Raw genomic sequence first — 22,722 nt, 5'->3', positions numbered from 1 at the left:
GAGTACAATGAAAATATTAACATATGGTACATTTGATCTATTTCATATAGGGCACTTGAATATACTAAGGAGAGCCAAAGCTTTAGGAGGTCATCTGACAGTAGCAATATCAACTGATGAGTTCAATTTGGAATCTAAAAGTAAAGTATGTGCACAACCTTATTACGAAAGGGCTGAAATTGTACATGCTATTAAGTATGTAGATGAAGTTATCGCAGAGACGTCTTGGGAGCAAAAAGTCAAGGATGTTATAGAAAACGATATAGATGTATTCGTTATCGGTGAAGATTGGAAAGGTAAATTTGATTTCTTAAAAGAGTATTGCGAGGTCGTGTATCTGCCACGAACAGAAGGTGTTTCCACAACAGAAAGAAAAAAAGAAATCATCAATAAGTTTAAATAATTATGCTCAAGGTTATGTTCAACGTTGTACTGTCCGTCTTTGATCTTCTGTTACCCAAAAAGAATCAAGTGTGCTTTTACATTACACCTCGAACAAGTTGGGATACTAATCAACAGGTATTGTATGCGAAACTACGTCACAGAACTGAAATAGTTGTTGTCGATGGAAACGACATAAACCCGAACAGTGTCTTAATTATTCTCAAAAGTATATGGCGATTGGCTAGATCTAAAACAATTATTTTCGATCATAGCATTCCTTCAGGCTTAAGATCAGGCAGGCATATAAATGTAAACGTCTGGCATGGCAGTCCTATAAAGAAAATTCGATTTTTGTCAGTAGAAAGGTTTGATAAGAAATTTCTGATAGAACAATCTAAAATTACAGACTTAGTAGTATCAGCTTCAAGTTACGACGCATTGTTGCTTTGTTCTGCTTTAAATGTACCATATTTTAACGTTACTACCTTTGGTTTGCCCCGAAACGACTACCTCACTTGTCAACGTACAGAACTGGAAGATATAGATCTATATAGTGAAAATGATGTCATTGAATCGATTGTTCAGGAGTATGATAAATCAATTTTGTTCGCTCCCACATACCGTGGAGATAGTCATATTAAAAATGATCCAATGCTGTTTGATGAAGTCGAGCTGGTAACACTAGAGAAATACTTACTTGAAAATAACATAGTGTTTCTGGTAAGAAGCCATAAGTTTTCATCTTTTTCAGATGAAAACCGCTTGTTGAAAATGCAAAACGTTATTGATGTGTCTGATTTTAGAAATCCAATGCTACTTTTGAGGCATACGGATTTGCTAGTAACGGACTACTCAAGTATTTGGGTAGATTACTTGTTATTAAATAGGCCTATAATAATCTATACTCCTGATATTGATAATTATACCAAAGAACATGGATTTATCTTTGATTTTATGGAATCTATTCCATGCAAACCGCTATATGCGTTTAACGAACTAATTTTGAGTATTGACGAACGTATTAAAAGCAAATCAATATCGAAAAAACAAACTCAGTTTTATGATAAATACCATGGGACTAAAGCTATTTCATCTTCCGATGAACTTTTGAAAATACTTTTATAAGTAAGCTTTAATATGAAAAATGATTCGCTCTGAACAGTTTACATTAGAAGGGTATACTTTAAAATCTTCCTTAGTTAAGGTGTTTGTAAAGTCAAGTTCGTTTGACATCAAGTTTGATAGATTTTCATATATACCTCTTTCACTACAATACATTTCAATATCGTTATAGAATAAAATTACTTTACAGTTGTAAGTTACTGCGGCATCTACCGCAACACTCGAAAAATCGGTGATTACAAGTTCCGATTTTTGTATCTTTTCCATAGTATCGCCGCAGTCGAAACTAATGGATTTTGTTGTATAGTTAGCGTTTAGATAATCTAACATTTTTCTGTCAAATGGATGAAGGCAGATGTTCAGTTTTTTTATTTTGGATTGCTGTTTAAATTTGTCGATGACAATTTTGATCAAGTTATGTGTAATGACATTGTTGGGGTGCCAGGTCGGCGCAAAGGTCATATGTGAGGTTTTAGTTGATTGTTTTCTTTCGAGTCGAGGCCAACCAGTGATTAGGGTTTTTGTTTTGTCTACCCCAAATGCTTGTTGAAACATGATAGCTTGCTGTTCATTGTGACAAAAAAAAGCACTATATCGTTGGTTAGAGTATGAGTATAGACTTCTATAGATTTTGTTTATTTTATCATTGGCTGTGGGACTAGTTTCTTTGGAGTCAAGCCCAATTTTTTTAATTGGCCAACCATGCCAGAGATTAAAGTAGTGGCACCCGTAATATGGCGTTAAACGTCCTATGTCATTTAAGCCAGTTGAAACGATGAAAACTCTGGATGTCAACTGGTAATAGATACCCATCAATGAATACTTGGTGTAACTTTCAATGTTAGCATCAACAACATGATTTGGGTCGGATTTTAACCATATGACTTTTATATCGGGATAGGATCTTGTGATTTCACGGGCGATAAGCCTCGCGTTATCGCAAAACCCATGGTTGTGCCCGATAACCCATTGGTCTTTTCTTTTTGGTACGATACTAAAAACTAACTTTAAAGGAAAAAGAGCTATCGCTAGTGACAACTGTATAGCGAAACGTAGTATTTTGTGTCGGTAGATAGTGTGCATATAGTTACTATGTTACATTTAACCAAATAATCGTTTAAGCTTGCTTGGTTCAACTAGAATATTCAATAGGAAATATGAAAAAAATTATTTACGTTATCAACGTTGATTGGTATTTCAAGCTTCATTGGTTGAATCGAGCTGTGGCCGCTCAAAGGAATGGCTATCGTATTACGGTAGCAACTCATTTTACTAGTGTAAAAAACCAAGAATATTTTGAATCGCTTGGCTTTACGTGTTTGGATGTAGATTTTTCTAGAAGCGGGTTAAACCCATTTCATGAAATACGTACGGTTTTCACACTATACAGACTCTTGAAACGTCATGAACCTGATCTAGTCCATTGTATTACAATTAAGCCTTCTATATACGGTGGTCTAGTTTCTGGTCTATTAAAGGTACCTTCAATAAAAAGTATAACTGGCTTAGGTGCAGTTTTTTCTAGTAATTCTTATCGTTTTAGGGTACTTAGACCATTGATCATCGGGCTCTACTATTTAGTGGGTCAGGCAAATAAAGGTGCTTTCATTTTTGAGAACAAACAAGATCTTAACATATTCAAGCGTTCTGAGATTGGACGAAATCAGGCATTGATTCATATCGGGGGGGCCGGTGTCGATACATCTAGGTTTTACCCTACTTCTAAACCGTTGGATAACCTAAGAACAAACAAGAAACTTTCCGTGTTGTTTGCTGCTCGACTTCTTAAGGATAAAGGCTTAGATACCCTTATATCAGCGGTGAAAAGACTCCAGGACTCTGATATTGTCGTTGAACTTTGGGTTGCGGGGTTATTTGATTTATCGTCGCGAAATGCATACTCCTACGAAGAAGTAGAACAGTTATCGAATGAGGGGACAATTAAGTGGCTTGGCTCCGTTAATGGAGATGCAATGGCTTCCGTTTTGAACAAGGTAGATGTCGTAGCGTTACCTACACGTTACGGTGAAGGGATTCCTCGAATTTTAATCGAAGGCGGTGCCACAGGGCGCATTGTGATCGCCTCAAATGTGAGTGGTTGTAATGAACTGCTTACGGATGGAGTCAATGGAAGGCTACTATCTCCAATGGATGCTGAAGAATGGCGAGCATGTATTTGCGATATTATATCTGACCCTTGTACTTACCAACATTATGCTAACAAACTGTTGCATGAAGTCCGTACAGTTTACAGCGATAATATGGTCATTTCTAAATTTTTACACATATATAAGCAGTATAGTAAATAGCTCGAGGTTGAGAATATTTTGACTTGACTTGACTTGACTTGACTTAAGGCCGTGATCTTTCCCCATGATTTAACAGTATGACTTCGACGAGATTTTTTAACTACAGCAAACGTATGGAGTTCTCTAAATGAAAAAGTGATACACGGAAGAACAAATTATTAAGGTTATCAAACAACTTGCACTTAGCATCGGAATTTTTATCTGAAATTGAGGGTGCTGAATGTACATATATAAGTGAAGTAGTGTTTAGAACTTGATGGAGTAGTCAAAAAATACTTATAAAACATTACTACACTTATTGAACTAATAGTTAAACAAGGTTGTCTCATTTACAGTTATTACAAAAGTAAATAGACAGAAACTTGTATCATTGAGAATTTACTCTTCTTTATAGTTTAACGGTAATCTACATAAGATCTCTTTAATTATATCTGTATTGTATTGATGACAGGATTTATCTAAATGATCAAGTGAAATTTCAAGTTCAGATAAAGTAAGTTGTTCTTCAATAGCACTCATTATTTTTGGGTGACAAGTCCCTTCAACATTACTTCCAATTAGTAACTCTTCGTATAATTTCTCACCAGGCCTAAGGCCGGTAAATTGAATTTCAACGTCACCTTCATCATCTTGATCTTTAACATATGCATGCATGCCCATTAATTTGATCATACGTCGAGCAAGATCTAAAATTTTAACAGGATCGCCCATATCCAGAACGAATACTTGCCCGTTTTTGCCCATTGCACTTGCTTGAATTACAAGTTGTGCTGCTTCAGGGATCAGCATAAAGTAACGTATAATGTCAGGATGAGTTACGGTGACAGGTCCGCCTTTACGCACTTGGCTTTTAAACAAAGGAACGACTGACCCAGAAGAATCCAAAACATTTCCAAACCGAACCATATTAAAAGTGGTCGCACTATTTTCTCCAGCCAATGCTTGAAGCACCAGTTCGGCAAGTCGTTTACTCGCACCCATTACATTGGTAGGTCTAACAGCTTTATCAGTCGATATTAGTGTGAAATTACCTACACCTGTTTCAATAGCTGCATTAGCACAAGAAAGCGTTCCGAATACGTTATTCCTTATGCCTTCTATTATATTATCCTCAACTAAAGGTACATGTTTATAAGCTGCCGCATGATAGATAGTATCAACGCCGTTTGATTTCATAATGTTGACTAAGCGATTTTCATTTTGTACTGATCCTAGACAAGTCACGAGTTTACAATCGAGTTTTAACCTATTAATTGATGATTTAAGCTCTTGATCTATAGTGTAAAGATTGAACTCATTTAGTTCAAATAGTACTAGTACTTTTGGTTTTTGTGAAATGATCTGTCGACAAAGTTCGGCGCCTATAGAGCCACCAGCGCCAGTAACCATAACTACTTTGTCCAAAATATTTTTGGACATCAGATCTTGAACTGGAGCAACAGGCGCACGGCCTAAAAGATCTGCTACATCTAAATCACGGACTTCTGTAGGAGAACCTTTACCCGAGGCTATTTCTTCTAGTGATGGTACTGATTGTACTTCAATTGGCCAATGTGACAGTTCGTCTAAGAGCCTTAATCTCTTACCTTGTGATATGTTGTTTATCGCTAAAAGCAATTTTTGGGGCTGGTATAATGAAGCTAAGCGTTGAAAGTCGCTACTGTGATGTACTCTCAAACCATAGATAATGTTCCCATCCTTACTCCTATCATCATCAATAATTGCAACAGGATGGTATTCATCACCTTGAATTAACGAGGAAGCTAGGTTTCGTCCAGTAGCTCCTGCGCCATAAATGAGAACATTCGGTTTTTTTCTACGGTAATAATGATGGAATAGGGTTCTAATTAGTATTCTAGGCCCCCCTAGCGAAAGAATAGCTATACCAGCATAAATAAATGGGACACTGCGAGGGATAAAAGACTGAATGAAAAAACCGGATAGTGCGAGAGATACCGTTGAAATAAGAACACCCAAGAAGATATTGCCAAGGGCTGGTACCATCATATATCTCAATACGGCTCGATACATACCAAGCTTCATAAAACAAAATATGGTCGTCAATAATGTAACTACTATGGTAGCAAGTTCATCTAGGCCTAACGGTACATAAAAGACTCCTAGACGGACTGCGATAGATAAATAAAGTGAGAGGACAATCGCTACAATGTCATAACAAACGGTGATGATACGTTTGTGTTGACGATCGGCTGACAGGAGAAAGCTATAAGGATTACGCATTGAGAAGTATTGCTCGCTAGATACATTTTTAGATTCATTGTTATTGTAATTTCCTTCTACGGTTTATACTAGAACCTTTTAAACAGTAATGGGCGTTAGTCCCTGATAGAGATGGAATTTTGAGAGTTTTTGTAACAGGCGCTAGTGGTTTTGTTGGGCACCGATTCTGTCAAATGGCAAAATGTATTGGTCACGATGTGACAGCGCAGTACCGTTCGATATGCACTGATAGAATAACGAAAGACTTTACTGTCACAGGGATTGATTCGAAAACTGATTGGTCTGGAGCCTTCAAACAAATTGACTGCATTGTTCATTGTGCAGCGCGTGTGCATCAGATGAACGAAACAAAGGCACAATCTCGTGCCCATTATCATGAAGTGAACGCTTTAGGAACCATCAATTTAGCACGGCAAGCTGCAGAGCAGGGCGTTAAACGATTTGTCTTTCTGAGCTCGATTAAAGTAAATGGCGAATCTACACTAGAAGGTCAGAAATTTCTGCCAGAAATTGCGCCTAAACCTGCAGACGCTTACGGAGCGAGTAAATGGGATGCAGAGGTTGGCTTGCGAAAAGTTGCAGAGGAGACAGGATTGGAAGTAGTGATAATTCGTCCTCCACTCGTTTATGGTCCAGGTGTAAAAGCAAATTTTCATTCGCTCCTTCAATGGATTGACAAAGGTATCCCGTTGCCTTTGGGTGCTATAAATAATAAACGTAGTATGGTGCATTTGGACAATTTGGTCGACTTAATGCTGATTTGTTGTTCTAACCCTAGAGCAGCAGGCAATGTGTTTATGGTTTCCGATGACAATGATGTGTCAACTTCTGAGCTTTTAAAACAAGTAGCTCACAGTATGAAAAAGCCAAATCGAATGATACCAATCCCAGAAACATGGCTTAAGTTTGCATCATCTGTATTAGGGAAAAAAGATGTAGGGCAACGGCTTTGCAGTAGCCTTCAAGTTGACCTTTCAAGTACAAAGCGTGCACTAGATTGGACTCCGCCTGTGCCGTTTGAACGAGGCATCCAGGAAACCGTAGACGCATACTTAGCAAACAAGTCGTAACGTATATAGATAAAGGAATGGTAAATTGTTGATTCGCATATTGGATTTTGTGTTCTCTTTGCTTGGCCTACTTTTCTTGTGGCCAGTTTTAATCGTGATTTGGATTATCGGTTATTTCGACACAGGCTCTCCCATTTTCAGACAGCTTAGGGTAGGTAAGGACCAAAAAGAGTTTGTACTGATAAAATTTAGAACTATGCCAGTTGATACCGCTTCGGTTGCTACACATCTTGTAGGTGCAAGTACTGTCACTAAATTAGGTGGATTTTTGCGTAAAACCAAAATCGATGAATTGCCCCAGTTATGGAATGTGCTTAAGGGTGAAATGAGTTTGGTAGGGCCTAGACCGTGTTTATCAAATCAACAAGAAATGGTTGATGCTAGAGAGGCTCTGAATGTATTTTCAGTAAGACCCGGAATCACAGGACTTGCTCAAGTGAATGAGATTGATATGTCTACTCCCGAATTGTTGGCACAGTGGGATGCTAAGATGATCGACACAATGTCTCTTGGTAATTATTTCAAGTATATAGTTCAAACAGTGCTGGGGAAGGGTGCTGGAGATAGGGTTTAGATAATTAACCTCTAAGGTCCCGGAGAAATTCGTAGAATTCTCCGGGATGACATTTTTTTTTGTATTCCTGCTTAACTAGAAATTCAATATCACAGTGTCTTGGACATGATGGTTAGTACCCCATTAACCGTAACAAATTTTCAGCCGTCTCAATCGCTTCTTTTCTGTTCGCAATATTCAGTTTTTGATACAAGTTCCGAATGTGCGTCTTGATCGTCGTTCCTGCAACATCCAACTCTTGAGCAATCTGTTCATTACTAAACCCTGAATAGATGAGATTTAGTACCTGCCATTCACGCTGGGTGAGGGGACTGGTGCGGATCAGTTCTGGGATATTTGGATGATTGACCAGTTGATTGACGAATTCTTCATCGAAGTGGACGGCGCGGCTGCGTTGTTTGTTGCCTATTTCTTTTAGCAACTGCAGGGCGCGGTGGCGTTCTAGGTCGCCAAGGTGTCCTTTGTTGACTAGTTTTTCTAGAAGCTTGTTGATGGTTGCTCCATCGACGATGAAATTGCCTAGCATGCCTGTTTGGTTGGTCATGCTTAGTGCTTGTTTTAGCTTTTCACTGGCTGTAATTTCGTTGTCTAACTTGATGTTTAGAACTGCCTCTACAATCAAATTGCGATTAATGTCGGTCACCAAGCCGTGTGAGTTAGCTTGCTCTTGTAGGAATGCGATAGTGTCTTCGGCTTCCGTTTGCATGTCGCAGGCGATTTGTGCGCGAGCGATATTGCGAAGCTGTAGCTGGTTAAAGTGGTTGGTGGCATCGGTTGGCGTTTCTGTTTGAATGAGCCAGTTATGGATTGCGGTAGTGTCTTTGCTGGCTTGCCAGTACAAAATTTGCGAGAACGATGCATTCGCTGACCAATCGATGTGGTAGTTTGACTCTGCGAGCAGTGCTTCGATGTTTTTCACAAAACGGCCGGCCTTATCAAGCTCGCCTCTGCCTAGCGCCACACGTACTAACATTGAGTAGCCGTGTAGGTGACCACTTGGCTGGTTAGCCAATACGTCGATGCCTTTATAGGCAGAAAGCTCTGCATCATCTAAGCGGTTCCAGCACCACTGGATTTGGGCGCGGGTTCTTAACAAGTGCTCATGTAGAGGAACTTGTTGAAAATGGTGTTCTTCGATGACTTTAAACGCGTGATCTTGCAGTTCATACGCCGCTTGAATGTATCCCTGCGCTATTAGTATTTCGCTTTGCTGAATCAATGCCCATAGTACGTGGTGAAATACCTGATATTGACGAGCCAGTTTCTCAGTTTGTTGCATCATAGGTAGGGCGCGATCTAAGCGACCTAACACGTGATTGACCTCACCGATGACTGAGGTGCCTACAATACGACTCCTAAAGTCATTGTTGTCTATCTGACTCAGTGCTAACTCGGCTAATCGAAGCGCTTCTTCTGGTTTACCTTGGTTGATCGCAACTTGTGCCCTGAGTGCTCTTACTTGGCCTTGCTCTTTAATGGATAGGGCAATGTTGCGTTTATCTAGCTCAAGCTTAGCTTCTGCTAATAGATCGCCAACGGTATTAAATCTGTGTTGGCTTTGAGCAAGCCAAGCTCTTAGTAGCGGTAGCTTTGCTGTTTTGTATAGCTGATCCGTATCTAGCTCTGCGATGGCTTTCTCTAGCGTGGTCAATTCGCCGCTGTTAAACATCTTCCAACCGTGCTCTTGCATGATGCTCGCACACAATTCTGAGTCTTTTGCGCGCTGGGCATGGACGAGTGCTTGAATAGGACGGTCGTGTTGAAGCCATGATTGAGCGGCTGCAGTTTGCAGTGCCACTTCTTGTTGAGGCAGGTATGTGTGCCTTTGGTGAGTTAAAAATTCACTGAATAAATTGTGGAAACGATACCAGTTATTTTCACTTGATGCTGTGCTGAGAAACAAGCCGTATTTGTTCAGGTTTTCTAGCATGCTAAGCGCATCTTCGCGCCCCGTCACATCTATGATTAGTTGATCACTAAAGTTGTCTAATACCGAACATTGCATCAGGAATTCTTTGGTGTCGGTATCAACGAAATCAAACACCTCTTCGGCAAGGTAATCCCACAAGTGGGTGTGATTAAACTCACTGATATTTTGCAGTGATTGCTGAATAGGCTTATTTTGTTGCAGAGCTTGTACGGCAATCAACTGCATCGCTGATGGCCAGCCCTCTGCGTAGGTGCGCAGGTCATCAGCAGTCGTCTCGTCAATCTCTTCCTTCATGCGCATATTAAAGAAGCGAGTGGTCTCTTCTTTATCAAATGCCAATAAATCATCATCAATTTCGATCATTAAATCGCGAACACGAAGGTTTGCAGTACCTAATGGCGGGTTAGAGCGACTGGTGACAACGACGGTGAGATTATCAGGCATGTGCTTGATAAAGAAACGCATGGCCTCGTGGATCTCTTCATTGTTAATGAAGTGGTAATCATCTAGCACTAAATAGGTTTCGTGAACGTTGTTGGTTAGTTCGCCAAAGATTTCACCAAACAGGGAGTGTAGGGATGAGTATTGTCTCTTATCTATTAGCGCTTGAGAGTTAGTGCACGCATTATCCGTGGCCTTGTTCAGCGCCTGAATAAAGTAATTAATAAAGCGATAGCTGTCATTATCACTCTCGTCTAGGTTGTACCAACCTACGTGAGCCTTATCTGACAGCCATTGTGCCGCCATTGTGGTTTTTCCGTAACCTGCTGGAGAGCGAAGTAATACTAACTTGTAGAAAGGTGCTTGCTGGAGTAAATCCAAAACACGAGGACGTACGATAGCGTTGTGAAGGCGTCCAGGGCGAGTCAGTTTTGATGGGATCCACATGGTTACTTACCTATTTGTTCTTTATTAGTTCCCCGATAAAAGCGTTCGGGGATGACGTTGTTAGTTCCCCGAGTGCTTTTCTGGGCCGGCATTCCGCTGGGCCGGCATTCCGGTCGGGCATCTCTAGGGCGATTATTCTTTCTTTTCTCCGATCCTGCTTTGATTTAGTTTAGGTGTCCTCTATTTCTGCTTTCTACGCCTTAGATTTGTGATGTGGATCGACTATGCCCTAGTTTTCAAAGGGTAGCACGGTCGCACCTGCACAGGATTGTCGGAAAAATCATACAAGGAAGCCGAGTTTTCGCGTGACTGATTTCACGTTTTCAATAATACAGAAAATTACTTAGCTCCCATTTATATCTTGCACATGAATGCTTAATTGCACTCTAGTGTGATCATTGTCTCGCGTTGTATGGGGTCACCCCCTTATTGTGGGATCTAGCTCAACAACTCATTTCTCTCTACCCCCCTACGCCCCAAATCCTCCTCCTAATCATCCCTCTTAGTAGGAGGATGAAGCATTGTCAGGGTTGAAGGATGATGGCCACAGATGGAAATTACTAAACGATGAGAGTTCCTTTATGAAACCAGCTCAACAAAAAAAGTTCGACAAAAAACAATTCCAAGCAAGCGTTAAGAAACACCTTACTTCTACTTACGCTACGACTGAAGAGAATGCATCTACCCGTCAATGGTATCTAGCAATGGGCCAGGCCCTAGCTGAATTCACTACCCTTGACCTGCTTCAAACTGAATCAGACGAAAAAATCAAAAACGCAAAAAGCGTTAACTATCTTTCACTAGAATTCTTGATTGGCCGTCTAACGGGCAACAACTTGATCAGCATGGGTCTTTACGAGAACGTAACTGACGCAATGGGCGAGCTAGGCTTTAACCTAACAGACCTTCTTGAAGAAGAGCGCGACCCGTCACTAGGTAACGGTGGTCTAGGTCGCTTGGCAGCATGTTTCATGGATTCATGTGCCGCTCAAGAATTCCCAACAGTAGGTTACGGTCTTCACTACGAATACGGCCTATTTAAGCAATCATTCAAAGAAGGCGCACAGCAAGAAGCACCTGATGCATGGCGTGGTATTGAAGGCTACCCTTGGGAACTAGTACGTCCTGAGATTGCTCAAGAAATTGGTTTCTACGGTCACGTTGAAACAGTAATGGAAAATGGCGAAGAGAAACGTCGCTGGGTTCCAGGTATGTCTGTTCGCGCAATGCCTTGGGATTTGCCAATCGTAGGTTACGAGTCAAATACGGTTTACCCACTTCGTTTGTGGGAATGTCAAGCAATCGCACCTTTCTCTCTAGAAAGCTTTAACAACGGCGATTACTTTGAAGCTCAGCACTCACTCATCGATGCGGGCAACATTACTAAAGTACTTTACCCGAACGACAACCACGAAAAAGGTAAGACACTGCGTCTAATGCAACAGTACTTCCACTCTGCTGCATCTATCCGCGATATCTTGCGTCGTCACGAAGCTGCTGGTCATGCACTGGTTGATCTTCCTAAGTACGAAACAATTCAGCTGAACGATACTCACCCAACAATCGCTATCCCTGAACTGATGCGTATCCTTGTTGATGAGAAAGGCTTCGGCTGGGAAAAAGCATGGTCTATTTCAACTAAGACCTTCGCTTACACAAACCACACATTGCTTCCAGAAGCACTTGAGACTTGGTCTGAGTCGCTAATTCAGCGTCTGCTTCCTCGTCACATGGAAATCATCTACCGCATTAACCACGAATTCCTAATGGAAGTTCGCGCGAAGTGGCCTGGCGATGTAGAGAAGCAACGTAAGCTTTCTATCATCCAAGAAGGTTTCCACCGCATGGTTCGCATGGCAAACCTATGTGTTGTTGGTTCTTACGCAGTTAACGGCGTAGCAGCACTTCACTCTGCATTGGTTAAGAAAGACCTGTTCCCTGAGTTCAATGAGCTATACCCAACGCGTCTACACAACGTAACAAACGGTGTGACTCCACGTCGCTGGTTGAAGTTCTGTAACCCTGGTCTATCAACTCTTATTACAGAGAAGATTGGTGACCAATGGCCAGCTAATCTGGAGCAACTGTCTGACATCGCGAAATTCGCAGAAGACAAGAAGTTCCAGAAAGAGTACATGGCGATTAAGAAAGAGAACAAGCAACGCCTTGCTGATTGGGTTAAAGAGAACATGGATATCGAGCTTGATACCAATGCAATCTTTGACGTTCAAATCAAGCGCCTGCACGAATACAAGCGTCAGCACTTAAACATGCTGCACATCTTGTCTTTGTACCACCGTCTATTGAACGATCCTGAGTTTGATATGGCACCTCGTGTTGTGTTCTTTGCAGCGAAAGCGGCTCCGGGCTACCACCTAGCGAAAGAGATCATCTACGCAATCAACAAGATTGCAGAGAAGGTCAACAACGATCCGCGCATCGGCAACAAGCTAAAAGTGGTATTCATGCCGGATTACCGCGTGAGCCTTGCAGAGATCATCATCCCTGCATCTGACGTATCTGAGCAAATCTCTACTGCAGGTAAAGAAGCATCAGGTACAGGTAACATGAAGATGGCTCTTAACGGCGCACTAACTATCGGTACGATGGACGGTGCTAACGTTGAAATCCGTGAAGAAGTGGGTGATGAAAACATCTACATCTTCGGTCTAGACGTTGACGGTGTGAACGAGACTCGTGCTCGCGGTTACAACCCGTTTGACTACTACAATGCTGACCACCTGCTGAAAGCGTCTATGGACCTTCTACTAGGTGAAGAGTTCACTCCAGGTGAACCAGGTAAGCTACGTGCAACATTCGATAGCCTACTAGACGGCGGCGACCCGTACCTATGTCTTGCAGATTTCGCATCTTACGTGAAAGCACACGAAGATATGGGCGAGCAATACAAAGACCAAGCGGGTTGGGCGAAGAAAGCGATCTTGAACACTGCTTTAGTTGGTAAGTTCAGTTCTGACCGCTCAATTCGTGACTACGTGAACAACATCTGGAAACTAGAACCAGTTAAGCGTTAATCAAAAACTGAGGGTGAGAAATATGTCTCACCCTTGAATTACGCCGTCATCCTGTAATTTGAATATCAAATACCCAGGAGCTTGGGAAGTACAGGGCTTATTAATGTGCTTCCTAAGATCCTGATTTTCATCAGGATGACGATACCTCTGATAGCTTGAAGCTTAAAGCTGACAGCTTTTTATAAAAATATTATTTTGTTTGAAGGCGTGTTTCGTCTTCGGAGAGAGCGATGAAAGAACAATCCGCACTAAAAAAAGTCGCTGAAATGGCTCGTATTGCCGATAGCTATGTCAGTGCTTGGGGAGACCAAGCAAGCGTTGAAGATGAAACCATTGAACGCTTACTTGCAGCTCTAGGTTACGATACGAGTAGTGACGAAGCACTGCTTAAATCAGCAGAGAAAATGCACAAGAAAGAAGTATTAGCGCCAGTGCTGGTGGTTCGTGATGACGAGCCAGTAGAAGTGGAACTAAACCTAGGCGTTAGCGCTCGTGAAAGCGAGTTTGCATGGCGTTTAGAAACAGAGCAAGGTGAAGTCCTTGAAGGCTACCTGCAGTCTCAAATCGTAAGAGATGAGCGCAAAGAGGGTGGCCCACTGGTCTTTGCATTACCTGCTGAAATTAAGTGGGGTTACCACAAACTGATCGTGACTCGTAAGCGTCGTAAAGCCCCTTATGAGATGACACTGATCGTTACGCCAAAGGCGTGCTTCAAACAAAGTGATATTGAAAACGGCAAAAAACTGTGGGGCCCAAGCATCCAGCTTTACACCCTGCGTACTCCTCACAACTGGGGTATCGGTGACTTTGGCGATCTGAAACAACTAGTGGGTGATATCGCTGCTCGTGGCGGTGATTTTGTGGGTCTAAACCCAATCCACTCACTGTTCCCTGCAAACCCAGAAGGCGCTAGTCCTTATAGCCCATCTTCTCGCCGCTGGTTGAACATCATGTACATTGATGTGAGTTCAGTACCTGAGTTTGCGCTAAGTGTGGAAGCGCAGCAGAAGGTAGGTAGCGCTGAGTTCCAACAGCGTCTGCAAAAAGCGCGTGAGATTCAGCACGTAAACTACAGCGAAGTGTCTGATCTGAAGATGGCGGTATTGCCTCTTCTATTTGCTGAGTTTAAATCTCGTCACCTAGACAAAAACACTGAGCGTGCACAAGCGTTCTTGAGCTTTGTTGAAGAAGGCGGAGAAAGCCTGCTTCATCAAGCAGCGTTTGATGCAATGCACAAAACACTGCGTGATGCCGATGAACACATGTGGGGCTGGCCTGTATTCCCTGAGAAGTACCGCCGCTTTGATAGCGCAGGCTCTCAGAAGTTTATAAAAGATCATAAAGACTTGGTTGAGCTGTACATGTACCTGCAGTGGATTGCAGATACACAGATCAACGAAGCTCAAGCTCTAGCAGAAGAGAAGGGTATGAGCCTTGGTCTGTATCGTGACCTTGCAGTAGGTGTTGCGGATTCTGGCTCTGAAACATGGGCTGACGACGGCAACTTGATCCTAGATGCAAGCATCGGCGCTCCGCCGGATGTGCTAGGTCCTCTTGGTCAAAACTGGGGTCTGCCACCGCTGAACCCACAGGTGTTGCAAGAAACTGGCTACGATGCATATGTTAAGCTTTTGCGCGCCAACATGAAGCACTGTGGTGCACTGCGTATTGACCATGTATTGGGTCTTCTACGCCTTTGGTGGATTCCGAAGGGTGAGAACGCGACCAAGGGTGCGTACATGTACTACCCAGTCGAAGACATGCTAGCAATCCTTGCACTAGAATCTCATCGTTTCCAGTGTTCAGTGATCGGTGAAGACTTGGGTACTGTGCCTGATGAAATCGTTGATATCTTGCGTGACGCAGGTGTTCACTCGTACAAGATCTTCTTCTTCGAAAACCACGAAGATGGTAGCTTCATCAAGCCAACGGATTACACAGAGCAATCAATGTCAGCGCTATGTACTCACGATATGCCAACGCTACGCGGCTTCTGGCACTGTGATGATCTGAAACTGGGTGCTGAGCTAGGCTTGTATCCAAATGAAGAGCAGCTTGCAGGTCTATTTGACGATCGCTTAGAGTGTAAGCAGGGTATTTTGAACACAATTCGTGAAAATAACCCACAGTTCTTGTCGACAGGCATTGGCGAAAACGCAGAGTGGGTTCCTATGGATCGCTTCCTTGCTGAAGGCCTACAACTGCACGTTGCAGCCGGTTCTTCTACTCTACTAAGCGTACAGCTAGAAGATTGGCTAGAAATGGAAAAACCAGTGAACATCCCTGGTACTGTTGAAGAGTATCCAAACTGGCGTCGTAAACTGTCTGTGAACCTTGAAGAGATGTTTGGTCGTGAAGCCGTTAATCATATAGCAAAACGTTTAACAGAAGTTCGTGATCAAGCTTCCAAAAAATGATAATTGACTGTTTGATGCCGAAAACTTAGTCACGGCTCAAACTTTCATTTTCGTAATTTTGTTACAGTTCACAGCGAACTGAAATGCCCGCACTTCAGCGGGCATTTTTGTATCTGGTGATGGCACTTTTACAAGCAGTGCTAGTTCGCCGTCATACTGGAAAGCGAAGCTTATCCAGTACCTCAGGCAGTGCGTAATTTTGCGATTGGCATTATCTAAGATCCTGATCGAGTTCAGGATGACATGTGTTTTTGCATTGAGCGTGCGCTCTAAGATGCTGGATAAGCGTTGCTTTCCAGCATGACGATGTTTTTATGCTCTAGCTTGTAGCTTGTAGCTTGTAGCTTGTAGCTTGTAGCTTGTAGCTTGTAGCTTGTAGCTTGTAGCTTGTAGCTTGTAGATCAACATTACAACTTTCAACATACCGTCAAATAAGTATGGTAATCTGAACAATTAGCTTAGCGGCATAGTATCGCTGACAACATAAAAACGGCTAGGGTGAGGGCAGGGTGCTCTCACTGATAAAAATTATAAATAAGAATTAATTATCGAAGGAGATTGGGCGTGGAGAAGCCTCAGGACAAATTTAAAACTGCTTATCACAAGTTGAGTCAAGCAGCACTTACTGACCCATTTTCAGTATTAGGCCCATTTGTTAGAGAAAAAGGTCGTTATCTTACCGTTTGGATGCCAGGCGCAAGCCGTGTAGAGGTTATCCTGGGTGACAAGCGTATCGAACTAGTGCGTGACGAGATGGATGCGTTTGTTCTTACTGAAGAGCGTGATCTGACCTTTACTCACTATAAATTAGCGGTTCATTGGGGTGACGTTGAGCAGATCATCGACGACCCATACCAATATCACTCTCTATATGAAGAGTTCGACAACTTGCACACTCCTAAAGAGATGTACAAGCATATGGGATCTCAGTTCGTTACGCTAGAGCGTGATGGTAAGACGATTTCTGGTACTCGTTTCCTTGTTTATGCACCGCATGCGCAAGCAGTAAGCATCATTGGTAACTTCAATGATTGGGACGGCCGTCGCCACCCAATGCAGCGCCTTGATTACGGTATTTGGGGTCTATTCATCCCTGAGTTAGCAGAAGGCTCTCAATACAAGTACGAATTAAAAGGACCACATGGCGAAAGCTTGCCACACAAGCAAGATCCGTGGGGCTTCCAGCACGAGCAATATCCTTCTTTTGCTTCTGTGACTTACGATCAGAACAAATACCAATGGCAAGATAGTGCATGGCAAACGCGTCCGGTGACGGAAAAGCGTAAAGAAGCGCTGTCTTTCTATGAGCTTCATGCTGGTTCTTGGAAGCGCAATGCAGAAGGTGAGTTCTTAAACTACCGTGAACTGGCTGCAGAATTGATCCCGTACCTCGTGGATCTTGGCTACTCTCACGTAGAGCTTATGCCGATTTCTGAGCACCCGTTCTACGGTTCTTGGGGCTATCAGCCGATTGGTCTATTTGCACCAACCAGTCGCTTTGGTTCGCCTGATGACTTCAAATTCTTTGTAGATCAGTGTCACCAAGCCGGTCTTGGCGTTGTGCTTGACTGGGTTCCAGCACATTACCCGTCAGATGATCACGGTTTGGCCAATTTTGATGGTACACCTCTGTACCACGACCCAGACCCGCGTCGCGGTTGGCACCAAGATTGGAATTCGTTCATCTATGACTTAGGTCGTGAGCATGTTCGTCGTTTCATGGTATCGAACGCACTGTTCTGGTTTGAGCACTACCACATTGATGGTATCCGTGTGGATGCAGTTGCTTCAATGTTGTACTTGGATTACTCACGTAGCCACGATCAGTGGATTCCGAACCAAGACGGTGGCAACGAGAACTACGATGCGATCGCTACCTTGAAGTGGATGAATGAAGAAGTGTACAAGCACTTCCCGAACGCAATGACCATTGCGGAAGAGTCTACGGCATTTCCTGGCGTTTCGGCACCAACATTCTTGGGCGGTTTAGGCTTTGGCTTTAAGTGGAACATGGGTTGGATGCACGACAGCTTGTCTTACATTCAGCAAGATCCTATCCATCGTAAATACCACCACAACACCATTACATTCCCGTTGATGTATGCGCACAGTGAAAACTACGTACTGTCTTTGTCTCACGATGAAGTCGTATATGGTAAGGGTGCGATTCACGACAAGATGCCAGGTGATGAGTGGCAAAAAACCGCTAACCTGCGCGCTTACATGGGTTACATGTACGCACAGCCGGGTAAAAAGTTAAACTTCATGGGCGCTGAATTCGGCCAAACAGCCGAGTGGGATCATGATGACCAACTGCAATGGTTCTTGTTGGATTATGAACGTCATCAAGGTGTTTTAAACCTAACGCGTGATTTGAACAAGTTGTACAAGCAAGAGTCGGCTCTTCATGATCTTGATTATGATCCAAGAGGCTTCGAGTGGCGTCTGCAAGATGAAGCAGAAGCAAGTGTTCTTGCTCATGAGCGTATTGATGAGAACGGCGAACGTGTGTTGGTTGTATCGAACTTTACACCTGTACCTCAACAAGAATTCCGCTTAGGCATCCCTGGTGAAGCTGAGTATGAACTGCTGCTTAACACCGATGATGCGAAGTACAACGGCGCAAACGTTGCAGTACCGGCAACACTAGAAACAGAAAGCGTTGCAAGCCAAGGCTTAGAACAATCTGTTCACATGGTATTGCCACCGCTATCGACTGTGTTCTATAAGAAAGTAAAATAACATCGACTTAGCCTATCAAGCATGGGCTAAATTGATGAACGAACTAAACCCCAACCGGTTATTCTGTTTGGGGTTTTTTATTGTCTATAATTCAGAGTCGGTCAGTTATTAATTGAGTTTTTTATACTAACCTTATGTAAATATTTGTTTTTTCTTTGGCAAAGCAGGATGCTTTGTGCGCTTTAAAGGGACGTTATGAAACACAGTTTGTTGGCATTGTTTGCCTTGTTTTCTTCTGTGGTTTGCGCAGAACAACAAGAGTTGGATGAAAGACTCAAGATCAACTTAGGCATGTTTTGGATATGGCAAACCGACACTATTGTGGCGGCAACGAAAGAAGGTTTGGTAGGATCTAAAATTAATCTTCAGGATGACCTCAATCTCGACACTGAAAACAAGAACTTTAAGATTGATGGCTACTACCGTTTTACTAACTATCACCGAATTGAATTTGCCTATCTCAGTTTACGTAGTGATGGAAGTAATGAGCTAACACGCGATATTATTTGGGATGGACAAGAGTATAAGGTTGGTGCGTTTGTCGATTCATACTCCGATATTGATATCTACAAAATTAACTATGCCTACTCGTTTTATCACAATCAAGATGTTGAACTTTCTGTATCCCTTGGTGTGCATGCTATGGATTTCGATGTCGGATTGAGTACCGGAGTGAAAGTCCAGGGCGGTTCCAATAATGGCATAAAGAAAACAGGATCAAGTGTTGATCTTATTGCGCCCTTACCTGTTATCGGATTTCGTTTGGACTACCAATTGGCTGAAGATTGGAAGGTGATTGGTTCGGTAGATTACTTTAGCTTGAAAATAGATGATTACAGTGGCTACTTTCTTGATTTCATAATCTCCGCTGAATATAGCATTACCGACTCGTTTGCGACTGGCGTCGGTTTTACTTCTACGTCACTCAATTTCTCTGTCGATAAAGATGACGATTTTGCCATGCGACAAGATATGTCCGGTGGTTTATTTTATGTGAGTTATATCTATTAGAAACGCACGCTCGGTTAATTCCGGGCTTTCTTTTATCGGAAGAACTGTCTTCGCTCTTCGATGATCACACTTATTACCAATTTGAAAACGGAGTCTTATGATCACCTCTTTGTATGCGGGCATCTTAGCCGTTTGGATATGTTACCTGTCTGTTCAAGTGATTAAACAGCGCCGAAAACATCGGGTATCTCATGCTGACGGACAAGTGGATGACTTAACGGTAGCACGCGGTGCCCACAGTAATGCCACCGAATATATTCCTATTGGGCTATTGTTATTGATGCTTGCCGAGTTTAATGGCGCCCCGGAATGGGCGATTCATATTTTAGGCGTGCTGCTGGTGGTAGGGCGTTTATCCCACGGCTTAGCGGTATTGAATCGAAAAATGAAGGGCCGTGTGTTTGGGATGATGAGCACGTTTGGGGTTATTGGACTGCTTGCAGCATTGAACGTAGTGCAGGCACTTTCGTAACGATGGGATGATTGTTCTTAAGGAGCAGAGAAATGAAAATTGGTTGGCCACCGGCTTGGTTGCTGGTTTTCTTAGGGCTGCTCCTTAATGTGCTCGCAATAGTGATTTCTAGCCAAATACTGGATGATTTAGCACGAAAAAATGCAGCTCTGTATGAAGGACAAAACAATAATCTACGTTCCATACAGTTAGCTTGGAACAGAGTTGAAAACCTTGAACGAAAAAAGGAAACATTGCTGGTGGTGCTTGGCCACAATGACAGTAATCAAGCTGTAAATGCAGAGCTGGCAAAGCAGATTGAGGTTTGGACAGGTAAACCTGTGCCAGAGCTCTCCATCAATAATCTACAAACCCTGTCACTGATGCTAGAGCGCGAGCAAAATGAGCAGCGCAACCTCATTGATAAGTACTATCTCAACAACATTTCATTGCTAGAAATGACCTCACAAAACGATATGCACATTAGCCGTTACAAGAACATAGCGCTGTTTTTGCAGATTTTTGGTTTAGCACTAATATTAGCGCGTGACCTAAGACGAAAAGATTAGCGACCAAATCAAGTTTTCAGTCATTTGCCTGCCTATGTTAGAGTAACGACTCTACACTAGCGATTCACGGACGAACATGAGCGATAAGATCTACTTCAACACCTCTAAGAAATTTAACCTACGCCGTTCTTTAGTTAATGTGGGTACTCGTGTACACCATAAGGTTGCACCTAAGCATGCTCGCAAAATTGCAAGACAGCTGTTGCTCACTCCGGTTCGCAGTAAACCTAAGAATCCAGAACCTAAGGGTATGATCAAAGGTGTGGTTAAATCCGCGCATGGCGACCTAACCACTTATACCTTAGGTACGGGGCCACTCTGGGTACTCAACCATGGGTGGTCAGGGACTGCCAACCAGTTTTTCCCTTTAATGGAATTCATGGCCCAATCTGGCTTTACCGCTTTGGCTTATGATCAGCCAGCGCATGGTACAAGTGGGGGTGCTTACGGGCACATTCCGGCTTTTGTGCAAGGGTTAGAAGCTATCTTGGACAGTGTCGGCAAAGTCGATGGGATCATTGCTCACAGCATGGGTACGGCCTCAACTGTGGAGTGTAAACATCACAAGGCCATTGATTGCCCATTATTGTTGATTGCTCCGGTGCTTGAATATCTTGAAAACCTGCTTGGGAGCGTTAAGCGCTCCGGTTATTCGATGAAGCTGTTTGAAGAAGTCGTCGAAGAGGTGAGCAGCGAGTATCATTACCCAATTCACACTATTGACCCGTATGGCAAACTTAAACTTCGACAGCATGCAACGGTTATCGTGCATGACAAAGGTGACCGATTCACCAGTTTTGAGGTGTCAAAGCGCGCCGCAGATGAGATGGAAAAAGTGACCTTGATTACCACCAAAGGTCTTGGCCATGGTCGTATTATGAAGAGCGATCCAGTCAAAGATAGCTTTGTTAAATTAGCGAGCCTTTAGTTATTTCTCTGCTCTTCACAGGTGCCGCCATTCATGGTGGCACTTGCTTCTCTTACTGACATATCTAGCATTCCCCGTTATTCCTAAATGTTCTTAATTAGACCTTTGCGAAATAACCAGCACCTTCTAGGCTTTAATTAGCATTTGTTAATATAAAGGCGAGCGCAATGAACCCAGTTTCCATCACAAGTTTTTTTCATGATAGTTCAAATACTTATAGCTATCTTGTTACTGATAACGCTACAAAATCGAGCGCAATCATTGACTCTGTGCTTGATTACGATGCAGCAGCAGGGGTCACATCGACAGTCTCTGTCGATGGTATCCTCAGGTACGCTGAACAACAAAATGTAAAGCTACAATGGATACTGGAGACACACGTGCATGCTGATCACTTAAGCGCGGCCAGCTACGTTAGGGAGCGCAGTGGTGCGGCAATGGCGACGGGGAGAGAAATAACCACGGTGCAGTCGACGTTTAAACAAGTTTTTGGCTTAGAAGAGTTTGTTGCAGATGGCAGTCAATTTGATCTTCTGTTGGCAGATGATGAAGCTATACCATTGGGCGCGTCGAACATTCGTGTAATGCATACACCGGGTCATACACCATCGTGCGTTACTTTTGTCGTAAACGACTCTGCTGCGTTTGTTGGTGATACGATCTTTATGCCTGATATGGGTACGGCACGTTGTGACTTTCCTGGTGGTGATGCTGAGATATTGTACGCATCAATACAGAAGATACTTGAGTTGCCACCAGAAACCGAGCTGTATATGTGTCATGACTATGGGCCGAACGGCAGGGAATGCTTATACAAAACGACGGTTGCAGAGCAAAAGCAGAGTAACATTCATGTGCATGATGGAAGTGCGAAGTATGATTTTATAGCGATGCGACAACAGCGCGATGCGACGTTAGCCATGCCTGCCTTACTATTGCCAGCAGTACAGATTAATATTCGCGGTGGACGCTTTCCTGAGCCCGAAAACAACGGAGTCTCCTATTTGAAGACTCCGTTAAATGTGTTTAAGAAATGAGTGCCTGAGCGCGG

At 42.9% G+C, this 22,722-nt stretch carries 16 protein-coding genes; 13 read left to right on the top strand and 3 right to left on the bottom strand.

The window, feature by feature from the left end:
• The first annotated feature begins 7 nt into the window (after positions 1-7).
• Positions 8-403: a glycerol-3-phosphate cytidylyltransferase gene (gene tagD / locus D5I41_RS01565; protein WP_119008179.1), complete on the top strand. Its 396-nt coding sequence runs from the start codon at positions 8-10 to the stop codon at positions 401-403.
• Positions 404-405: 2 nt separating this feature from the next.
• Positions 406-1,509, top strand: a complete 1,104-nt coding sequence (locus D5I41_RS01560; protein ID WP_119008178.1) for a CDP-glycerol glycerophosphotransferase family protein — start codon at positions 406-408, stop codon at positions 1,507-1,509.
• On the opposite strand, the gene D5I41_RS01555 is transcribed toward D5I41_RS01560, so the two are convergent.
• Positions 1,504-2,589: a CDP-glycerol glycerophosphotransferase family protein gene (locus tag D5I41_RS01555; protein WP_119008177.1), complete on the bottom strand. Its 1,086-nt coding sequence runs from the start codon at positions 2,587-2,589 to the stop codon at positions 1,504-1,506. The two genes, D5I41_RS01560 and D5I41_RS01555, sit on opposite strands and share 6 nt — an antisense overlap.
• Positions 2,590-2,663: 74 nt before the next feature.
• Here D5I41_RS01555 and D5I41_RS01550 point away from each other — a divergent pair, with 74 nt between their 5' ends.
• The gene (locus tag D5I41_RS01550) at positions 2,664-3,815 is read left to right on the top strand and encodes a glycosyltransferase family 4 protein (protein WP_119008176.1); all 1,152 of its coding nucleotides are present in this window, start codon (positions 2,664-2,666) and stop codon (positions 3,813-3,815) included.
• Between the two features lie 378 nt (positions 3,816-4,193).
• On the opposite strand, the gene D5I41_RS01545 is transcribed toward D5I41_RS01550, so the two are convergent.
• Positions 4,194-6,056, bottom strand: coding sequence for a nucleoside-diphosphate sugar epimerase/dehydratase (locus tag D5I41_RS01545; protein ID WP_119008175.1), 1,863 nt, complete (start codon positions 6,054-6,056; stop codon positions 4,194-4,196).
• A gap of 119 nt (positions 6,057-6,175) precedes the next feature.
• Between D5I41_RS01545 and D5I41_RS01540 the strand changes: the two genes are divergently transcribed.
• Both D5I41_RS01540 and D5I41_RS01535 read left to right on the top strand, forming a co-directional pair.
• Positions 6,176-7,126: a UDP-glucose 4-epimerase family protein gene (locus D5I41_RS01540; protein ID WP_119008174.1), complete on the top strand. Its 951-nt coding sequence runs from the start codon at positions 6,176-6,178 to the stop codon at positions 7,124-7,126.
• Positions 7,127-7,151: 25 nt separating this feature from the next.
• On the top strand, positions 7,152-7,700 hold the full coding sequence (locus tag D5I41_RS01535; RefSeq protein WP_186811119.1) for a sugar transferase: 549 nt from the start codon (positions 7,152-7,154) through the stop codon (positions 7,698-7,700).
• Between the two features lie 112 nt (positions 7,701-7,812).
• On the opposite strand, the gene malT is transcribed toward D5I41_RS01535, so the two are convergent.
• Positions 7,813-10,518 (bottom strand): HTH-type transcriptional regulator MalT, encoded by a 2,706-nt coding sequence (gene malT / locus D5I41_RS01530; RefSeq protein WP_119008173.1) that lies wholly within the window; start codon positions 10,516-10,518, stop codon positions 7,813-7,815.
• 581 nt (positions 10,519-11,099) lie between these two features.
• Between malT and D5I41_RS01525 the strand changes: the two genes are divergently transcribed.
• The 8 genes from D5I41_RS01525 (at position 11,100) to D5I41_RS01490 (ending at position 22,708) form a co-directional block, all read left to right on the top strand.
• The gene (locus D5I41_RS01525; RefSeq protein WP_119008172.1) at positions 11,100-13,553 is read left to right on the top strand and encodes a glycogen/starch/alpha-glucan phosphorylase; all 2,454 of its coding nucleotides are present in this window, start codon (positions 11,100-11,102) and stop codon (positions 13,551-13,553) included.
• 230 nt (positions 13,554-13,783) lie between these two features.
• Entirely contained in the window at positions 13,784-15,970 is a 2,187-nt protein-coding gene (gene malQ, locus D5I41_RS01520) for a 4-alpha-glucanotransferase (protein WP_119008171.1), read from the top strand.
• A gap of 564 nt (positions 15,971-16,534) precedes the next feature.
• Complete coding sequence (gene glgB, locus D5I41_RS01515; RefSeq protein WP_119008170.1) at positions 16,535-18,712, top strand: 1,4-alpha-glucan branching protein GlgB; 2,178 nt, start codon at positions 16,535-16,537, stop codon at positions 18,710-18,712.
• 195 nt (positions 18,713-18,907) lie between these two features.
• Positions 18,908-19,723: a hypothetical protein gene (locus tag D5I41_RS01510; protein ID WP_119008169.1), complete on the top strand. Its 816-nt coding sequence runs from the start codon at positions 18,908-18,910 to the stop codon at positions 19,721-19,723.
• A gap of 97 nt (positions 19,724-19,820) precedes the next feature.
• The gene (locus tag D5I41_RS01505; protein WP_119008168.1) at positions 19,821-20,195 is read left to right on the top strand and encodes an MAPEG family protein; all 375 of its coding nucleotides are present in this window, start codon (positions 19,821-19,823) and stop codon (positions 20,193-20,195) included.
• A gap of 32 nt (positions 20,196-20,227) precedes the next feature.
• Entirely contained in the window at positions 20,228-20,743 is a 516-nt protein-coding gene (locus D5I41_RS01500; protein WP_119008167.1) for a hypothetical protein, read from the top strand.
• Between the two features lie 76 nt (positions 20,744-20,819).
• Positions 20,820-21,671: an alpha/beta hydrolase gene (locus tag D5I41_RS01495; protein ID WP_119008166.1), complete on the top strand. Its 852-nt coding sequence runs from the start codon at positions 20,820-20,822 to the stop codon at positions 21,669-21,671.
• 167 nt (positions 21,672-21,838) lie between these two features.
• Positions 21,839-22,708, top strand: coding sequence for an MBL fold metallo-hydrolase (locus D5I41_RS01490; protein WP_119008165.1), 870 nt, complete (start codon positions 21,839-21,841; stop codon positions 22,706-22,708).
• Positions 22,709-22,722 lie beyond the last annotated feature (14 nt).

It is taken from the genome of Vibrio superstes (genome assembly GCF_003569005.1).
In the GTDB taxonomy this organism is placed as follows: domain Bacteria; phylum Pseudomonadota; class Gammaproteobacteria; order Enterobacterales; family Vibrionaceae; genus Vibrio; species Vibrio superstes.
This window is presented reverse-complemented; position numbering and strand designations above follow the sequence as displayed.